Origin of the sequence: Nocardioides perillae, from assembly GCF_013409425.1 — a bacterium.
Classification (GTDB): Bacteria; Actinomycetota; Actinomycetes; order Propionibacteriales; family Nocardioidaceae; genus Nocardioides; species Nocardioides perillae.
On sequence record NZ_JACCAC010000001.1, the window covers coordinates 1938663 to 1956622 of the forward strand.

Below are 17960 nucleotides of genomic sequence, written 5' to 3' on the forward strand. Positions count from 1 at the left end.
ACCGCTCAGCGGGCGAAGACCTGCAGCTCCGCGGCGCGGACCGACTCGTCGCGGTCCGAGGCGCTCTTGCAGTCGACGTCGTTGAGGGGGTCGGCGTCGCCGCCCTCCCCGGCGTAGCCGGCGTAGCCGGTGCACTGGTTCTCCAGGGCCACCAGGCGCACCGCGGCCGCCCGGACCGCGCGGGGCAGCCGGAAGGAGCGCAGCGTCTGGTTCGGCGCGACGGGGCGGGGCCGCACGGCCGGGAAGGCCGCCGGGCCGGAGGTGAAGACCCGCTTCCAGCGCGCCGACGGCGAGCCGCACCGGGTCGTGCAGACCTCGAGGGCGAAGCGGCGCAGCGCGGTGAAGCGCGAGCCGGCCTCCGGGTCCTGCGCGAGCGCCACCGGCAGCTCCTCGCCCGTCGTGTCGCTCGGGCGCAGCAGCGCGCTGACCTGCAGGCGGCGCACGGTCTGCACCCCGCCGGCGAGGTCGACGGCGACGAACGGGTTGCGGCTGTCGACGCTCACGTCGGGGGCGTTGATGCCGGCCCAGTTGGTGGCCTCGGTGCCGTCGAGGAGGGCGTCGGCGTTGAGCGAGCCCGCGCTCGCGGCGAGCACCTTCGCGCCCGACCGCAGCGCGGCGAGGTTGCGCTGGCCGCGCAGGTCGAGCACCTTCGCCCGGCCGTCGCGCACCACGAGCGTGGCGCGCTGGAAGCCGTGGGTGGGCGAGGTCCGCACGATGCGGTAGGTGCCCGGGGTGAAGGAGGCGCTCGCCCCGAGCTTCGTGCCCTTGACCGTGTCGGCGACGGGGGTGCTGCGGGCCTCGTAGACGCCCACGTAGACCTTCGAGCCGGCCGGTGCGCGGAAGGTCACCCGCGCGTTCCTCGACCGCGGCGAGACGAAGCTCGGCACCGTGTCGCCCGAGTCGGCGCTGGGCGTGCGTGCGCCCTTGCCGAGCCCGCGGCGGGCGAAGGCGTCCCACATCGCCTTCTGGTTCTTCCCGCCGAAGCGCATGCGGTCGGCGGCGAGCATCGCGTCGCGGGCGTCGAGGTAGGACGTCGCGCCCTGCTGCAGCAGGAACGAGTCGAACATCAGCGCCACCCAGCGCCGGTTGCCCGGGCAGGTGACGGGGTGGCGGGGCGACTGGCCCTGGATGCCCTGGGCGCAGGCGAGCTGCAGCTGGCGGTTGCCGTAGGGGAAGCGGGCCTGGTGCTTGCGCACCAGTGCCTGGCGCACCTCCCAGTTGATGCCGTTCCAGATCTCGCCGTCGGCGTGCACCTCGTCACCGGTGGTGTCGAAGCCGTAGTTGCTCCAGTTGAGCGGGTTGCGGTTGATCGCGTAGTCGCGGATCGCGACCTCGGCGTTGCCGGTGGCGTAGGACCCGACGGCCCAGACGTTGCCGCCGGTGGAGTAGCCGTGGCTGAACTGGTACTCCGCGGCGACGAGGTCGCTCCACGACTCGCCCATCGCGCCGCCCTGCTCGGAGGTCAGGCCCTCGTCGGGCCCGCCGACCATGCGGTTGCTGATGGCGTGGGTGTACTCGTGGCCGACGATGCCCATGTCGAGGCCGCCGTCGGTGCAGGGGGCGTAGAAGGCGCCCGCGATGGGCTGGAAGAGGTACTGGTTGGTGATGCCCGGGACGCCGTCCTGCAGCGTGATCTGGTTGGCGTTGTCGCGGCCGAGGCCGGTCAGGTGGTTCGCCCCGGTGATGGCGCCGGCCTGCGCGTTGCCCGTCTCGGGGTCGCCGCCCACGCCGCCGCGGCCGAGGTTGTCGACCTGCATGTTGAAGTTCTTCTCGGTGAAGCCGAGGTAGTAGCTGTAGTCGTGCATCCGGTTGTGCGCCACGAAGAGGTTGCCGACCGAGAAGTCGACGTCGTTGCCGCCGGGCCGCAGCTGCGCGGGGTCGCACCTGCTGTTGTTCCAGGCGTCGGTGAACTCCGCGGTGTACTCCCGGGTCGGGGAGACCGGGGCCTGGAAGAGGCCGCCCGGCGTCAGCGGCGAGGCCCACGCCTCGTGGGTGTTGGCGTTGTTGCCGACCGTGGTGAACGTGCTGAGGCCCTGCGGCGGCACGGTGTCCCACGGGCCCGGCGCCGCGATGCCGCGCAGCGGCCCCGTCGACAGCGAGCAGTCGTCGTCACCGGGGAACCAGCAGCCGATCACCGAGTTGCGCGGGGTGTGGTCGGGGGTGAAGACCAGCGAGGGGTTGGCGGGGAAGAAGCGCCACTTCGGGTTGGCCTGCACGCCGTCGGTCGAGGTCTCCTCGTCGGAGGTGGTGACCACGAGGGCGTAGGGACCCAGCACGACCGGCACGGTCGGGTCGGCGAAGGGGCACACCTGCGCGCTGTAGGTGCCCGCGGGCAGCGGGTCGCCGGCGTACGTCGCGGCCTCGGGGTTGGTGCCGAGGTCGCCGCTGGTCAGCAGCTCGCCGCTCGGGCGGAAGAGCTTGACGACGTGGTCGTCGGTGGGCGCGCCCACCGAGACCGCGTTGACCTGGCGGGTGGCGTCGTCGGTGAGCTCGAAGGGGTGGCGCGGCCCGCACTCGGTGGCGGTGACGGTGCCGGTGAACTGGAAGGCGTCGGTGGAGTGCTCCACCTTGTTCTCGCGGTGCAGGACCTGCCGGGAGACGGCGTCGACCATGACGGTGAAGCCGTGCGCGGCGCCGTCCTCGGAGTCGACGACGTTGGTCTCGAGCACGGGGCGCACGGAGCCGTCGGCGAGGGCGAGCGCACGCAGTCGCACCTGCTGCTCCTGGGCGAAGCCCGGCACGCGCAGCCGGGTCCAGACGCCTGGGGTCAGGGCGTCGACGCCGCCGTCGACGACCGCGGTGATGCGCTCGGCGACGTCGTCGGTGACGCCGAGGCCGACGTCCTGGGCGGCGGTGCGCCACGCCTGCAGCGGGCTGACGGTCGCGGCCGCCGGGGCGGAGGTGGTGCGGGTGAGGGAGGAGGAGACGTACTCGACGCGACCGTTCGCGACGCCCACGGTGACCATGCTGCCGAGCGCGGGCGTGAGGGCGCCGAAGCGCTGGCGCAGCAGCACGGCGCGCCCGGGGCTCTGCGCGAGCTCCTGCACGCCGACGAGCTCGAGCGCGCGCACCTGGGCGCGGGGGAGGCCGAGCAGGGTGCTGTGGGCCTCGAGCCAGGCGCGGGCGGCGCGCTCGGGGTCGGCGGAGGCGGCGCGGCCGAGCGAGCCGGTGCGCGGCGAGATCGACGCGGGCGTGCCGAAGTCGTTCCAGCGCACGTCGGCGCCGAGCGCGGTGGCCGCGCGCAGCTGGGAGGCGAGCGGGCGGGCGAGGCCGCGGAGGTCGACGTCGGCCGGGCCGTGGGGGGAGTCGCCGAAGGTGCGCACCTCGTCGGGGTGGAGGGCGTTGCCCTCGCTGCGCACACCGGTGGTGGTGGTGGTGGCGGCGCTCGTCGCGGGGTCGGCGACGGCGGGGAGCTGGGTGAGGCCCGGGAGCAGGGTGGCGCTCGCGAGGACCGCGGCCGCGAGCCCGAGGCGGCGGCGCTGGGGTGGTGGGGTCATGAGCCCTACAACTGGTCTGGTCGGGCTCGGTTACGCCGAGGGTCTTGGATCGATCCAACCTGCACGCTAGGTTCAGGCGCGTGCGTGCCATCCGTCGCTTCACCGTCCGCCCCGTCCTGCCCGAGCCGCTGACCGCGCTGGGCACCCTGGCCGCCAACCTGCGGTGGTCGTGGCACCCGGAGACCCAGGCGCTCTTCGCTGCGGTCGACCCCGAGCGCTGGGAGGAGGTGGGCCACGACCCGGTGCGGCTGCTCGGCGCGGTGCCGGTGGGGCGGCTCGAGGAGCTGGCGGGCGACGAGGCCTTCCGGGGGCGGCTCGACGCGGCCCACGCCGACCTGGAGCGCTACCTGGTCGGCGACCGGTGGTACCAGCGTCGGCAGGCCGCCGGTGACGCGCTGCCCGCCTCGGTCGCCTACTTCTCCCCGGAGTTCGGCGTCGCGGCCGTGCTCCCGCAGTACTCCGGCGGTCTCGGCATCCTCGCCGGCGACCACCTCAAGGCCGCGAGCGACCTCGGCGTGCCGGTGGTGGCGGTCGGCCTGCTCTACCGCCACGGCTACTTCCGCCAGTCGCTCTCGCGCGAGGGCTGGCAGCACGAGACCTACCCGCTCCTCGACCCGCACGGCCTGCCGCTGACGCTGCTGCGCGAGGCCGACGGCACCGCAGCCCGCGTCACCGTCGAGACCCCCGGCGGCCCGCTCGGTGCCCGCATCTGGGTCGCGCAGGTCGGGCGGGTGCCGCTGCTCATGCTCGACTCCGACGTCGAGGACAACGCCGAGCCGCTGCGCGAGGTCACCGACCGGCTCTACGGCGGCACCACCGAGCACCGGCTGCTGCAGGAGCTGCTGCTCGGCGTCGGCGGCGTGCGCGCCCTGCGGGTGCACGCCCGCCTCACCGGGGCCCCCGAGCCCGAGGTGTTCCACACCAACGAGGGCCACGCCGGGTTCCTCGGGCTCGAGCGCGTCCGCGAGCTGACCGTCGACCCCGACGGCCCGCGGCTCGACCTCGACACCGCGCTCGAGGTCTCGCGCGCCGGCACCGTCTTCACCACCCACACCCCGGTGCCCGCGGGCATCGACCGCTTCCCGCGCGACCTGGTGGCCCAGTACTTCAGCGACGCCGGCCCGGTGGCGGGCGTCCCCGTCGAGCGCGTGCTCGCCCTGGGTGCGGAGGACTACCCGGGGGGTGACCCGGGCGTCTTCAACATGGCGGTCATGGGCTTCCGGCTGGCCCAGCGGGCCAACGGCGTCTCGCAGCTGCACGGCCACGTCTCGCGGGGCATGTTCAACGGCCTGTGGCCCGCCTTCGACGAGTCCGACGTGCCGATCGGCTCGATCACCAACGGCGTGCACGCCCCCACCTGGGTGGCCCCGGAGCTCTTCGCCCTGGCGCGCGGCGCCGGCGCGCAGCCCGGCGCCGACCCCGACGACGACGACCCGGCGGACGTCTTCGCCGCCGTCGACCGGGTCGACGCCGCCACCATCTGGTCGACCAAGCGGGTGCTGCGCGAGCGGCTGGTGCGCGACGCCCGCCGTCGGCTCCGCGCCTCCTGCGAGGAGCGGGGCGCCGCGCCCGCGGAGCTCGCCTGGACCGGCACCGCGCTCGACCCCGACGTCCTGACGATCGGCTTCGCGCGCCGCGTCCCGTCGTACAAGCGGTTGACGCTGATGCTGCGCGACCCCGAGCGCCTCAAGCGGCTGCTGCTGCACCCCGAGCGCCCGGTGCAGCTCATCATCGCCGGCAAGTCCCACCCCGCCGACGACGGCGGCAAGCGGTTGATCCAGGAGATGGTGCGCTTCGCCGACGACCCCGAGGTGCGCCACCGCATCGCCTTCCTGCCCGACTACGACATCGCGATGGCGCTACCCCTCTACCCCGGCTGCGACGTGTGGCTCAACAACCCGCTGCGCCCCTACGAGGCGTGCGGCACCTCCGGCATGAAGGCGGCGCTCAACGGCGGGCTGAACCTCTCGATCCTCGACGGCTGGTGGGACGAGTGGTACGACGGGTCGAACGGCTGGGCGATCCCCTCGGCCGACGTCGTGGCCGACGCCGACCACCGCGACGACCTCGAGGCCACTGCGCTCTACGACCTGCTCGAGCACGAGGTGGCGCCGCGCTTCTACGACGTCGACGGCGACGGGGTGCCGACGCGGTGGATCGAGATGGTGCGGCACACGATCCGCACGCTCGGCCCGAAGGTGCTGGCCTCGCGGATGGTGCGCGACTACGTCCAGCAGCTCTACGCCCCGGCAGCGACCGCCTCGGCGCAGGTCGGGGGCGACCACGCGGCGGCGGCTGCGCTGGCGCAGTGGAAGAGCCACGTGCGCAGCGGCTGGGAGGGCGTGCGCGTCGAGCACGTCGAGACCCACGGCGTGCCCGAGGTCGCCCAGGTGGGCGACACCGTCGCGGTGCACGCCTTCGTCGCCCTGGGTGCGCTGAGCCCCGACGACGTGGTGGTCGAGCTGGTGCACGGCACCACCGGCGACGGCGACGAGCTGGCCGACCCCGTCGGCGAGCCGCTGGTGCTCGCCGAGTCGTACGCCGACGGCCGGCACCGCTTCGAGGGTGCGGTCACCCTGTCCCGCACGGGCGGCTTCGGCTGCACCGTGCGGGTGCTGCCGCGCCACCCGCTGCTGGCCGGGCCGGCGGAGCTGGGGCTGGTGGCGCTGCCGGCCTGAGCGGCGACCACGCGCCCGGCCGACTCCCGCGGCCGGTCTGCCGCGCCGCCGGGTCCCGTCGCCAGGGCCGGGTCCGCGGGGACGAGGCTCAGGTGCTCACGCGCGGACCAGGTCGCTCGGCTCGAGGTCCCGGTGGTCCCCGACACCGGCGATGGTCACGGTGATCTCGGTCTCGGCGAGGAGCGTCCGGAGCACGTGCCGGACGCCGGCCTCCGCCCCGAGCGCGAGGCCGTGCACGTAGGGCCGTCCGACGAGGACGGCCTGCGCGCCCAGGGCCAGCGCCCGGTAGACGTCGGTGCCGGTGCGCACGCCCGAGCCGAAGAGCACGGCGAGCCGGCCGCCGACGGCGTCGGCGATGCGCGGCAGGGCGTCGGCCGTCCCGCCCACCCCCGGACCTCGGCGACCGCGCTCGTTCGAGACGACGACGCCGTCGAGGCCGCGCCGCGCCGCCTCGCGCGCGGTCGGCACGTCCTGGACGCCGCCGAGGACGACCGGTCCGTCCCAGGCCTGCCGGACCGCCGCGAGCGGCGCCCAGGTCTGCCCGGGTCGCGGGGGAGACAGCAGGAGGTGGGTGCAGCCGGTCGCCCGCGCCCGGGTGAGCAGCACGGGGTCGGGGCCCTGGGCGCCCGGCCAGTCCAGGCCGAACCACCGCGGCCCGGCCGGGGCGGCGACGGCGACCTCCTCGAGCGACCTGCTCGCCTGCGACGAGTGGACGTAGGTGAGCCCGAGCCCCGCCGCCGCCCGGGCGCTGGCGACCTCGCCGTCCGGGTGCGCGAGCGCCTGCCGGCCGACCGGGCCGAGGACCACCGGGGCCGGCATCGTCACGCCGAGCACCGTGGTGGTGAGGTCGCGGTCGCCGCGGTCCACGAACATGCGCGGGACGATCCGCCACGCCGCCAGCGCGCGGGCGTTCGCCCGCACCGCGGCTGCGCCGCCCGCCCACGCGAGCAGGTGGCGGCGAGCGTCCTCGGACAGCACCTCGCCCGCGGCGGACTCCAGCCTGGAGAGGTCGGTGGTGAAGATCGGCTCGATGCCGGCACCCATGCCGGCGACGTAGATCTCGGACTGGTAGGCGCCGAACGGGGCGCCGGGACCGACCGGGAGGGGGGACGGGGGGAGGGGCACGGGTGTCGCGTCGAGCGGCGCCACCCGCGGCGCGGCGAGCGCGGGCGTCGGGAGGAGGGCCGCGGCGGCGGTCGCGGCGCCGACCGCGAGGACCTGACGGCGGGTGTGCTCGGTCATGTCGGGCTCCGTCTCAGCGCGCGCGGGTCAGGGAGGAACGGGAGAGCGTGCGGTGCGTGCGGTGACGCGCGTGGCGGACCTCGTCCCGGAGCTCCTCGACGAGGCTGCGCATGACCGTCCGCGTGCCCCGCTGCCCGTCGAGCGCGAGGCCGTAGAGGTAGGGACGACCGACGAGCACGGCGTCGGCGCCCAGCGCGAGCGCCGTGAAGGCGTCGCGACCGGTGCGGATGCCGGAGTCGAAGAGCACGGGCACGGCGCCGTCGACCGCCCGGGCGATCGGGGGGAGGGCGTCGAGCGCGGCGATGGCCCCGTCGACCTGCCGTCCGCCGTGGTTCGAGACGACGATGCCGTCGATCCCCTGCCGCACCGCGATGCGGGCGTCGCGGGGGCTCTGGATCCCCTTGAGCAGGATCGGGCCGTCCCAGTTGTCGCGGATCAGCGGCAGCCGGTCCCAGCTGAGGCCGGGGTTCTGGAAGACGCGGGCGAACTGCACGCCGGTGGCCAGCGGGGACACCTCGGCCGGCGCGGGCATGTACTTCCGGCGGAAGACCGGGTCGCTCGTGTAGTTCGCGATGCCCTTGTCCTCCAGGAACGGTGAGTACCCGATGTCCAGGTCGAGGGGCCGCCAGCCGAGCAGCGTCGTGTCCAGCGTGATGACCAGGTGGGTGTAGCCGGCGGCCGCGGCGCGGCGCAGGAAGGACACCGTCAGCTCGTCGTCGGTCGGCCAGTAGAGCTGGTACCACCGCGAGCCGTCGCCGTTGGCCGCGGCGACGTCCTCCATCGCGTAGGCGCCCTGCGTCGAGTGCACGTAGGTGAGCCCGAGCTGGGCCGCCGCGCGGGCGCTGGCGAGGTCGCCGTCGGGGTGCGCGAGCGTCTGCACGCCGACCGGCGCGAAGAGGACCGGCGCGGGCATGCGCGTGCCCAGGATGGTGGTGCTGAGGTCGACCCTGTCCGGCCTGCGGCCCACGCGCGGCTTGACCCGCCAGCGCCGGAAGGCCGCGGCGTTGGCCCGCGTGGTGTCCCTGCTCCCCGCCCCCGCGCGGATGTAGCCGAGGGCCTCGGGGCTCAGCTCCGCGGCGGCTCGCGCCTCCAGCTGGGCGAGGCCGCCAGGGGCGGCCGTCTCCGTCGTCGTCACGTCGGGGGAACGAGCCACCCGGCCGTCGGGCTACGGGTGCGGCGTGGAGGTGTCAGTCCTCGCGCAGCACCAGCACCGCGCGGCCGGCGAGGTCCACGTCGCCGCCGGCGACGACGCGGGTGCCCTCGGGGACGGCGGGGTCGGTGCTGAGCACGACCGACCCGGCGTGCACCCAGTCGTTCTCCGGCAGGTGCAGCGTGACCGGGTCGGGGGAGGCGTTCAGCCAGATGACGAAGGACTTGTCCACCTGCTGCTCCCCGCGGGGCCCGGGGGAGCGCAGGGGAGCCCCGGAGACGAACATGCCGACCACGCGCAGCCCGTCGTCGTGCCAGTCGTCCGGGGTCATCTCCCGTCCTGACGGGTGCAGCCAGGCGAGGTCCTTCGGGCCGTCCTGCAGCGCGGGCCGGCCCTCGAACCAGTGCCGCTGGCGCAGCGCCGGGTGCTCGCGGCGCAGCCGCAGCGCCGTGCGGGTGACCTCGTAGACGTCGATCCACGCGTCGTCGGCGCGCCAGTCGACCCAGGAGACCTCGTTGTCCTGGCCGTAGGCGTTGTTGTTGCCCCGCTGGGTGCGCCCGCGCTCGTCGCCCGCGGTGATCATCGGGACACCGGCTGACAGGCAGAGCGTGGCCATGAGGTTGGCCGCCTGCCGCCGCCGGAGCGCGCGCACGCCCGCGTCGTCGGTCTCGCCCTCGACGCCGTGGTTCCACGACCGGTTGTTGTCGGTGCCGTCGCGGTTGTCCTCGCCGTTGGCCTCGTTGTGCTTGCGGTCGTAGGAGACCAGGTCGCGCACGGTGAAGCCGTCGTGCGCGGTCACGAAGTTGACCGACGCGTACGGCGAGCGCCCGTCGTCGGCGTACAGGTCGCTGGAGCCGGCGAGCCGGGTCGCGACCGTGCGCACCCCGGAGGTGTGGCCGCGCCAGAAGTCCCGGACGGTGTCGCGGTACTGGTCGTTCCACTCGATCCACGGCGGCGGGAACTCGCCGACGCGGTAGCCGTCCATCGAGGCGTCCCAGGGCTCGGCGATGAGCTTCACGTGGCGCAGCACCGGGTCCTGGCCGATGGCCGTGAGCAGGTGGGAGCCCATGTCGACCTCGTAGCCGATGCGGGTGAGGGCCGACATCAGGTCGAAGCGGAAGCCGTCGACGTGCATCTCGGTGACCCAGTAGCGCAGCGAGTCGAGGATCAGCCGCAGCGCGTGGGGCTGGGAGGCGTCGACGGTGTTGCCGCAGCCGGTGACGTCCCAGTAGGTGTCGACCCGGGCGGCGGACGGGTCCGACGGGTCCGGCAGCACCTTCTTGTAGAAGGAGTCGTCGAAGCCGCGGAAGGACAGCGTCGGCCCGAGCGGGCCCGCCTCGGCGGTGTGGTTGTAGACCACGTCGAGGATCACCTCGATGCCGGCGGCGTGGAGGTCCTTCACCATCTGCTTGAACTCCGTGACCTGCTGGCCGCGGTCGCCCGACGCGCTGTAGGCACCGTGCGGGGCGAAGAACCCGATCGAGTTGTATCCCCAGTAGTTGACCAGCCCGTGCTCGGCCAGGCCCGGCTCGGAGGTGTGCTGGTGCACGGGCAGCAGCTCGACGGCGGTGACGCCGAGGTCGCGGAGGTAGTCGGTGACCGCCGGCGTCGCGAGCCCGGCGTACGTGCCGCGCAGGTGCTCGGGCACCCGGTCGTGCAGCTGGGTGAAGCCCTTGACGTGCAGCTCGTAGAGCACGGTGTCGCGCCAGCGGCGGCGCATCGGCACCTCGCCGCCCCAGTCGAAGTGCTCGTCGACGACCACGCTGCGCCCGGTGCACGGGGCGGAGTCGAGGTCGCTGCGCTCCTGCGGCGAGCCGAGCACGTAGCCGAACAGCTCCGGGCCGGGGACGACCTCGCCCGAGACGGCACGGGCGCACGGGTCCAGCAGCAGCTTGGCGGGGTTGAAGCGCAGCCCGGCGTCGGGGTCCCAGGGGCCGTCCACGCGGTAGCCGTAGCGGGTGCCCGGGCCGACGCCCGGCAGCGCGCCGTGCCAGATGCCGAGCGACTGCTCGGTCAGCTGGTGGCGCACCTCGCGCCCGTGCTCGGTGCCGTCGTCCTCGAAGACGCACAGCCACACCGCGGTCGCGCGGGGTGCGTGCACCGCGAAGTTGGTCGCCTCGCCGTCCCAGGTCGCGCCCAGGGGCCAGTTGCGACCCGGCCAGACCGAGGCGGTCTGCCCGAGGTGGGTCCACATGCCGGGGGTCACGGGTGGCATCCTCCCCGATGGCGGCGCTCGCCGCCGACACTTGCCCCGAGCAGGTGCCGGACCGGAGATGAGGTGGACCACATGGCTGACCTGGGTGACAACGTGCGGTTGGAGGTCGAGGACGGCGTCGCGACCCTCCGGCTCGACCGCCCGAAGATGAACGCGCTCGACGTGGCGACCCAGGAGGGCATCCGCGCCGCCGCGCACGAGGCCACCGAGCGCGACGACGTCCGCGCCGTCGTCGTCTACGGCGGGGAGCGGGTCTTCGCCGCGGGCGCCGACGTCAAGGAGATGTCGACGATGTCGCACCTCGACATGGTCAAGCGCTCCCACGGCCTCATCTCGGCGTTCACCGCCGTCGCCCGCATCCCCAAGCCGACCGTCGCGGCGCTCACCGGCTACGCCCTCGGCGGCGGCTGCGAGCTCGCCCTGTGCTGCGACCTGCGCTTCACCGCGGAGGACGCCAAGCTCGGTCAGCCCGAGGTGCTCCTCGGCATCATCCCGGGCGCCGGCGGCACCCAGCGCCTGAGCCGCCTCGTCGGCCCGTCCCGGGCCAAGGACCTCATCTTCACCGGCCGCTTCGTCGACGCCGAGGAGGCGCTGCGCATCGGCCTGGTCGACCGCGTCTGCCCGCCCGACCAGGTGTACGCCGAGGCGATGGCGTGGGCGCGCCAGTTCACCACCGGTGCGGCGCTGGCGCTGCGCGCGGCGAAGGAGGCGGTCGACCGCGGCCTCGAGGTGGACCTCGAGACCGGCCTGGAGATCGAGCGCCAGCAGTTCGCCGCGCTCTTCGCCACCGAGGACCGCACGCTCGGCATGGGCTCCTTCGTCGAGCACGGCCCGGGCAAGGCGACCTTCGTCGGGCGCTGAGCGCCCGCGCCCGCCGGGCCCGGGCGCGACCCGGACATCCGTCGGGCGACCCGCGACGAAGGGGGAGTGACCGCGCGGCCCACCCGTGACAGGGTGGGCGCGCGGCAGCCGCGGCACGGTGCCGCGTCGACCGCACCAGGAGGAGACCGCCGTGCTGGGCAAGACGAAGAAGCCGACCGCGACCCACGACGAGACCGAGGGCGCTGCGGCCCCGCAGACCCGCGCCAGCCGCACCTCGCGCCCGCGCCCGTCGATCGACGTGACGGCCGCCGCCGTGCGCACCCGGGTCGCGCAGCTGCTGTGGCTGGTCGCGGTCGTCGCGGCCCTCTTCCTCGCCGTCGGCGCGCTGCTGGTCGCTCTCGACGCCAACGAGGCCAACGACCTGGTCGACTTCGTCGTCTCCGGCGCCGGGGTGGTCGACCTCGGCATCTTCTCCCGCGAGGCCGGCGAGGGGATCTTCGACTTCTCCGGCGACAACGCCGACACCAAGCGGGCCCTGGTCAACTGGGGCATCGGCGCCGTCGCGTGGCTGGTCGTCGGCAAGCTCGTCGAGCGCGTCGTCCAGCCCTGACCGACGCCCGCCCGGCCTGCCCGCACCACCCGTCGTACGCCTGCGGGGGCCTGTGACGTGAGCCACCGGTCGCATCCGTTCCGGTGCTCGTGACTCGCGGGTAGCCTCGCAGCACACCCGACTGCACAGGAGGGGCCTCCCCGGCCAACTGCCATGAACATTGTCGTTTGCGTGAAGTACGTGCCCGACTCGACGGGCGACCGACACTTCGAGGACGACGGCACGGTCGACCGTGTCGGCGTCGAGGGTCTGCTCTCGGAGCTCGACGAGTACGCCGTGGAGCAGGCGTTGCAGCTGAAGGAGAAGCGCGAGGGCGAGGACGTCACCGTCATCGCGCTGTGCGTGGGCCCGGAGAAGGCCACCGACGCCGTCCGCAAGGCGCTGCAGATGGGCGCCGACAAGGGCTACCTCGTCTCCGACGAGGCCATCGCCGGCTCCGACTACCTCGCCACGTCGCTGGTGCTCGCCGAGGCCGTGAAGAAGGTCGGCGAGACCGACGGCCAGGTCGACCTCGTGATGTGCGGCATGGCCTCGACCGACGCCTCCGGCTCGGTCGTGCCGGCGATGCTCGCCGAGCGCCTCGACCTGCCGCAGCTCACCTTCGCCGCCGTGGTGGAGAGCCAGGGCGACCAGGTGCGCATCAAGCGCGACTCCGACACCGCCACCGAGGTCGTCGGCGGCACGATGCCGCTGGTGCTCTCGGTGACCGACCAGACCGGCGAGGCGCGCTACCCCTCCTTCAAGGGGATCATGGCGGCGAAGAAGAAGCCGCTCGAGACCTGGTCGCTCGCCGACCTCGGCGTCGAGGCCGAGAAGGTCGGGCTGTCGGTGGCGTGGTCGGCCGTGGAGGACACCACCGCCCGTCCGCCGCGCACGGCCGGCGAGATCGTGACCGACGAGGACGGCTCGGGCGCCAAGGCGCTCACCGACTTCCTCGCCGCCAAGAAGTTCATCTGAGCAGGACGAGGAGAAGACATGTCTGAGGTCCTGGTCGTCGTCGACCACGTCGACGGCGCGGTCCGCAAGCCGACCCTCGAGCTGCTGGCCCTCGCCAAGCGCATCGGCGAGCCCGCCGCCGTGTTCTTCGGCAGCCCCGACAAGGGCGCCGAGGTCGCGAGCAAGCTCGGCCAGTTCGGCGCCGAGAAGGTCTACGTCGTCGACGACGCGCAGATCAAGGGCTACCTCGTGGCCCCGAAGGCCGAGGCCCTGCAGCAGCTGGTCGAGAAGACCAGCCCCGCCGCGGTGCTCTTCGTCTCCGGCTACGAGGGCAAGGAGGTCGCCGGTCGCCTGGCGATCAAGCTCGGCGCCGGCATCATCACCGACGCCGTCGACGTCGAGGCCGGCCCCGAGGGCCCGGTCACGACGCAGTCGGTCTTCGCGGGCAACTACACCGTCAAGGCGAAGGTCACCCACGGCACCCCGCTGATCACGGTCAAGCCCAACTCCACCTCGCCGGAGGAGTCCGGCGCGGCCGGCACGGTCGAGGAGTTCGCGGCGACCATCAGCGACGGCGCCAAGAAGGCGCAGATCGTCGCCCAGCAGCCCCGCAAGTCCTCGGGTCGCCCCGAGCTGACCGAGGCGGCCATCGTGGTCTCGGGCGGTCGCGGCACCGGCGGCAACTTCGAGCCCGTCGAGGGCCTCGCCGACGCCCTGGGCGCGGCGGTCGGCGCCTCGCGCGCCGCGGTCGACTCGGGCTGGATGCCCCACACCTTCCAGGTGGGACAGACCGGCAAGACCGTCTCGCCGCAGCTCTACGTCGCCAACGGCATCTCGGGTGCGATCCAGCACCGCGCCGGCATGCAGACCTCGAAGACGATCGTCGCGGTCAACAAGGACGAGGAGGCGCCGATCTTCGAGCTCGTCGACTTCGGCGTCGTCGGCGACCTGCACAGCGTGCTGCCGGCCGCGACCGAGCAGATCACCGCGCGCAAGGGCTGAGCCCCGCACCACCTCTCGAGACCGGAAGTCCCCGTGCACCTGGTGCACGGGGACTTCCGCTGTCCCGGGGGTTTGCTCACCCACCGGCACGCGCTCGTCAGCCGGGCAGGTCGACGTCGCACCCCGGGCCGCAGCGGCGCGGGCTGCCCTGCCAGCCGCGGCACCGCAGGACGCCGGCGACCACCGCCGCCAGGCGGCACGGGGTGAGCACCGTGCCCCACCGCGCCCGCAGGGTCAGGTCGCCTCGCGCCGCGCTCGCGAGGTCGCGCTCGAGGTCGCGCCACTGTGCGGCAGCAGGGTCGTGCCCCACGCGTCCGTCGAGCTCGACCCGGACGTCGTAGGCGTAGCGGACGTCGCAGTAGGTCACCGCGCCGGAGGCCTCGTCGAGCGTGCGCACCTGCCGCGCGCCCTCCGGGAGCCCGTGCGCACGCTCGACGTCGCGCAGGTAGCGGCGCTCCAGTGCCGAGCGGGCCCCTGCCGTGACGTCGCCGACCACCTCGGCGAGGAGCGCGCGCCGCGGGAGCCGGGTCATGGTGGCGAGGGTGGCGGCCAGCCGCGCGCCGGTGGTGCGCCGGCTCTGCACGACGTCGCCGAGCACCGCGGCCGCTGCGTCGTCCGTGCGGCACGCGGACGCCGCGGTGAGGGCGGCGTGCTCGAGCCGGGTGCGCGGAGGGTGGAGGCCGTCGCGCACCTGTGCTGCCCAGTCACCCAGACGTCGTACGCGCACGTCCGGCGCCGGACGTGCCCGCCGTGCCGCCGGCACGACCACGTGGACGACCCCGTCGTCGCGGTCGAGGAAGAGCCCGTCGGCCCGCAACGACGACCACCCCGAGAGCGCGGCCGGCGCGTGGGCCAGGACCGCTGCCCAGGCGCGCTGCTCTCGGGTCGGCGGACCGGTGTGGTCGACGAAGACGCCCGGGTGGATGCGCGCCCACTCGCGCCGACGCAGCTGCCGCGCGACGTGCACGTCGCCGAGCCCGAGGTCGCGTGCCTGGCGGCGGCTGACCACACCGGCCTGCCGCGACTGCAGGGCTCGCAGCCCGACGAGGTCCGCTTGGTCCACCCGAGAAGGGTGCCGCGAACCGCTCGGTCGTGCGCCCGGCCTGGGGTGAGCCTGTGGACGGCGGCGACACCGGACGTCCCTGTGCACCAGGTGCACGGGGACATCCGCTGTCTCCGCCTCGGCCACCGGGCGGCTCGCCCGGTCCTCACCGTGGACGGTCGCGGCCCGACCTCGCGCGGCAGACCTAGGCTCGGCACCATGGCTGAGACGGATGGCCCCGACGTCCTCGAGACCGCCCGGCGCGCGCGCGAGGCCTCGCGCGCGCTCGCGCTGGCGACCCGGCAGACCAAGGACGCCGCGCTCCACGCGATGGCCGACGCCCTGCTCGCGCAGGCCGCCACGGTGCTCGCGGCCAACGCCGAGGACGTCGCGCGCGCCGAGGAGGCGGGCACGGCGGCCGGCATCGTCGACCGGCTCCGCCTCGACGACGACCGGCTCGCGGGCATGGCGCAGGGCCTGCGCGACGTGGCGGCGCTGCCCGACCCCGTCGGCGAGGTGGTGCGCGGCGGCACGCTCCCCAACGGCCTCGAGCTGCGCCAGCTGCGGGTGCCCTTCGGCGTGGTCGGGATCATCTACGAGGCGCGCCCCAACGTCACCGCCGACGCCGCAGGCCTGTGCCTGAAGTCGGGCAACGCCGTGCTGCTGCGCGGTTCCTCGAGCGCCCGGTCGAGCAACGCGGCCGTCGTGGCCGTGCTGCGCGACGCGGTCGAGGGCGTCGGCCTGCCCGCCGACGTGGTGCAGCTCGTGCCCGGCGACACCCACGACTCGGTCAAGGCGCTCATGCGCGCCCGCGGCCTCGTCGACGTGCTGGTGCCGCGCGGCGGTGCCGGGCTCATCCGCAGCGTGGTCGAGGAGTCGACCGTGCCGGTGATCGAGACGGGGGTCGGCAACTGCCATGTGTACGTCGACCGCGCGGCCGACCTCGACAAGGCGCTCGCCGTCGTGATCAACGCCAAGACCCACCGCACCAGCGTGTGCAACGCCGCGGAGACGCTGCTCGTCCACGAGGACGTGGCCCACCAGTTCCTGCCCGTGGTCATCGAGGCGCTGCAGGAGCGCGGCGTGACGATCCACGGCGACGACCGGTTCTGCGAGTACGACGGCGTGGTGCCGGCCACCGACGAGGACTGGGCCGAGGAGTACCTCTCGCTCGACCTCGCGGCCGCCGTCGTCGGCGACCTCGACGAGGCGCTCGAGCACGTGCGCCGCTGGTCGAGCCAGCACTCCGAGGCGATCGTCACCGAGGACCAGGCGGCGGCGCGCCGCTTCGTCGCCGAGGTCGACTCCGCCGCCGTGCTCGTCAACGCCTCGACCCGCTTCACCGACGGCGGCGAGTTCGGCTTCGGCGCCGAGATCGGCATCAGCACCCAGAAGCTGCACGCCCGCGGCCCGATGGGGCTCCCGGAGCTCACCTCGACGAAGTTCGTCGTCACCGGCGACGGCCACGTGCGCTGACCGGCACCGACCGTCGGTGCGGCGGCGGGGCCGGACCCCCGGTATCCTCGACGCCATGCCGACGCTGACCTCCCCGCTCGTGACCCTCGCCGCCGAGGCCGGGCACTCCGAGCTGCCGATCCACCCCTACCTCATCGGCGCGATCACGCTCGCGGTCCTGCTCGCGCTGGTCATCGCCCTCGTCGCCTTCGGTGGCGGTCGCGAGCACTCCTGAGGTGCCGGCCGCGCAGCCCGCAGGTCCCGCGGCCGGGGCCCCTGCCGGCTCCGGGCCCCGTCGGGTGGGGGTCATGGGCGGCACCTTCGACCCCGTGCACCACGGCCACCTCGTGGCCGCCTCGGAGGTGCAGGCGTGGTTCGGCCTCGACGAGGTGGTCTTCGTGCCCACCGGCGACCCGTGGCAGAAGTCGGACCGCCAGGTCTCGGCGGCCGAGCACCGCTACTTGATGACGGTGGTCGCCACGGCGAGCAACCCCCGCTTCACCGTCAGCCGCGTGGACGTCGACCGCGCGGGCCCGACGTACACGATCGACACGCTGCGCGACCTCGCCGCGGCGATGCCCGACGCCGAGCTCTACTTCATCACCGGCGCCGACGCGCTGGCCGAGATCTTCACCTGGCGCGACGCCGCCGAGCTCTTCGAGCTCGCGAACTTCGTCGGCTGCACGCGCCCGGGCTACACCATGGACGACGCCACCCTGGCCGCCATCCCCGCCGACCGCGTGACGATGGTCGAGATCCCCGCGCTCGCCATCTCCTCCACCGACTGCCGCGAGCGCACCCGCCGCGGCGAGCCGGTGTGGTACCTCGTGCCGGACGGCGTCGTCCAGTACATCGCCAAGCACGACCTCTACGCCCGGAGCTGACACCGTGACCGCCACCGACCACGCCCTCGAGCTCGTGCAGGCCGCCGCCCGCGCGGCCAGCGACAAGCTCGCCCAGCAGATCGTCGCCTTCGACGTGAGCGAGCAGCTCGCGATCACCGACGCCTTCGTGCTCGCCTCGGCGAGCAACGACCGCCAGGTCAAGGCGGTGGTCGACGAGGTCGAGGACCGCCTGCGCGACCTCGGCGCCAAGCCCGTGCGCCGCGAGGGCCAGCGCGACGGCCGCTGGGTGCTCATCGACTACGGCGAGATCGTCGTGCACGTCCAGCACGAGGAGGAGCGCCGCTTCTACGCCCTCGAGCGGCTGTGGCGCGACTGCCCCACGATCTCGCTGCCTGAGGACGTCACCGGCCCGCCGGCGCAGGGCCAGGCCGTGACCGACCGCGGCGACCTCGACGACCGGGCGGAC

Annotated in this window: 13 protein-coding genes and 1 pseudogene; 9 read left to right on the forward strand and 5 right to left on the reverse strand. The window is 74.3% G+C overall.

All coding sequences use genetic code 11. From position 1 onward, the window contains the following. Positions 1-5: 5 nt before the first annotated feature. Positions 6-3497 (reverse strand): M36 family metallopeptidase, encoded by a 3492-nt coding sequence (locus BJ989_RS08995; RefSeq protein WP_179517916.1) that lies wholly within the window; start codon positions 3495-3497, stop codon positions 6-8. A gap of 80 nt (positions 3498-3577) precedes the next feature. Between BJ989_RS08995 and glgP the strand changes: the two genes are divergently transcribed. Beyond that, complete coding sequence (glgP, locus tag BJ989_RS09000; RefSeq protein WP_179517917.1) at positions 3578-6175, forward strand: alpha-glucan family phosphorylase; 2598 nt, start codon at positions 3578-3580, stop codon at positions 6173-6175. 96 nt (positions 6176-6271) lie between these two features. Here the strand turns inward: glgP and BJ989_RS09005 are convergent, their stop codons facing one another. From BJ989_RS09005 to glgX, 3 genes are read right to left on the reverse strand one after another with little or no spacing between them, the layout of a single operon-like run. After that, positions 6272-7417 carry an alpha-hydroxy-acid oxidizing protein gene (locus tag BJ989_RS09005; protein ID WP_246283421.1) on the reverse strand — a complete coding sequence of 382 codons (1146 nt, stop codon included), beginning with the start codon at positions 7415-7417 and terminating at the stop codon, positions 6272-6274. Positions 7418-7430: 13 nt separating this feature from the next. Continuing rightward, positions 7431-8552 carry an alpha-hydroxy-acid oxidizing protein gene (locus BJ989_RS09010; RefSeq protein ID WP_343049217.1) on the reverse strand — a complete coding sequence of 374 codons (1122 nt, stop codon included), beginning with the start codon at positions 8550-8552 and terminating at the stop codon, positions 7431-7433. A 52-nt stretch (positions 8553-8604) separates the two neighbouring features. Beyond that, positions 8605-10773, reverse strand: a complete 2169-nt coding sequence (glgX, locus tag BJ989_RS09015; RefSeq protein WP_343049218.1) for a glycogen debranching protein GlgX — start codon at positions 10771-10773, stop codon at positions 8605-8607. 81 nt (positions 10774-10854) lie between these two features. On the opposite strand from glgX, the gene BJ989_RS09020 reads away from it, so the two are divergent. From BJ989_RS09020 to BJ989_RS09035, 4 genes are all read left to right on the forward strand, one after another. Further along, positions 10855-11643 carry an enoyl-CoA hydratase/isomerase family protein gene (locus BJ989_RS09020; RefSeq protein WP_179517920.1) on the forward strand — a complete coding sequence of 263 codons (789 nt, stop codon included), beginning with the start codon at positions 10855-10857 and terminating at the stop codon, positions 11641-11643. Between the two features lie 151 nt (positions 11644-11794). Beyond that, positions 11795-12214, forward strand: a complete 420-nt coding sequence (locus BJ989_RS09025) for a hypothetical protein (protein ID WP_218848780.1) — start codon at positions 11795-11797, stop codon at positions 12212-12214. 171 nt (positions 12215-12385) lie between these two features. After that, on the forward strand, positions 12386-13171 hold the full coding sequence (locus tag BJ989_RS09030; RefSeq protein ID WP_425489986.1) for an electron transfer flavoprotein subunit beta/FixA family protein: 786 nt from the start codon (positions 12386-12388) through the stop codon (positions 13169-13171). Between the two features lie 18 nt (positions 13172-13189). After that, positions 13190-14152, forward strand: a complete 963-nt coding sequence (locus tag BJ989_RS09035) for an electron transfer flavoprotein subunit alpha/FixB family protein (protein WP_179517922.1) — start codon at positions 13190-13192, stop codon at positions 14150-14152. Positions 14153-14249: 97 nt separating this feature from the next. On the opposite strand, the gene BJ989_RS09040 is transcribed toward BJ989_RS09035, so the two are convergent. Then, positions 14250-15215, reverse strand: coding sequence for a type IV toxin-antitoxin system AbiEi family antitoxin domain-containing protein (locus BJ989_RS09040; RefSeq protein ID WP_179517923.1), 966 nt, complete (start codon positions 15213-15215; stop codon positions 14250-14252). A gap of 198 nt (positions 15216-15413) precedes the next feature. Between BJ989_RS09040 and BJ989_RS09045 the strand changes: the two genes are divergently transcribed. The 4 genes and pseudogenes from BJ989_RS09045 to rsfS form a co-directional block, all read left to right on the forward strand. Further along, the gene (locus tag BJ989_RS09045) at positions 15414-16670 is read left to right on the forward strand and encodes a glutamate-5-semialdehyde dehydrogenase (protein WP_179517924.1); all 1257 of its coding nucleotides are present in this window, start codon (positions 15414-15416) and stop codon (positions 16668-16670) included. Positions 16671-16725: 55 nt separating this feature from the next. Continuing rightward, positions 16726-16884, forward strand: a complete 159-nt coding sequence (locus BJ989_RS09050; protein WP_179517925.1) for a hypothetical protein — start codon at positions 16726-16728, stop codon at positions 16882-16884. A gap of 64 nt (positions 16885-16948) precedes the next feature. Then, positions 16949-17533: a nicotinate-nucleotide adenylyltransferase gene (gene nadD / locus BJ989_RS09055; RefSeq protein WP_343049496.1), complete on the forward strand. Its 585-nt coding sequence runs from the start codon at positions 16949-16951 to the stop codon at positions 17531-17533. A 4-nt stretch (positions 17534-17537) separates the two neighbouring features. Further along, a pseudogene (gene rsfS, locus BJ989_RS09060) lies at positions 17538-17909 on the forward strand (ribosome silencing factor); the annotation flags it as partial. Positions 17910-17960 lie beyond the last annotated feature (51 nt).

Excerpts from the sequence above, each read along its gene's own strand:
- BJ989_RS09020 (WP_179517920.1), top strand. The coding sequence starts at position 10,855 with ATGGCTGACCTGGGTGACAACGTGCGGTTGGAGGTCGAGGACGGCGTC.
- BJ989_RS09035 (WP_179517922.1), top strand. The coding sequence starts at position 13,190 with ATGTCTGAGGTCCTGGTCGTCGTCGACCACGTCGACGGCGCGGTCCGC.
- BJ989_RS08995 (WP_179517916.1), bottom strand. The coding sequence starts at position 3,497 with ATGACCCCACCACCCCAGCGCCGCCGCCTCGGGCTCGCGGCCGCGGTC.
- BJ989_RS09005 (WP_246283421.1), bottom strand. The coding sequence starts at position 7,417 with ATGACCGAGCACACCCGCCGTCAGGTCCTCGCGGTCGGCGCCGCGACC.
- BJ989_RS09045 (WP_179517924.1), top strand. The coding sequence starts at position 15,414 with ATGGCTGAGACGGATGGCCCCGACGTCCTCGAGACCGCCCGGCGCGCG.
- BJ989_RS09050 (WP_179517925.1), top strand. The coding sequence starts at position 16,726 with ATGCCGACGCTGACCTCCCCGCTCGTGACCCTCGCCGCCGAGGCCGGG.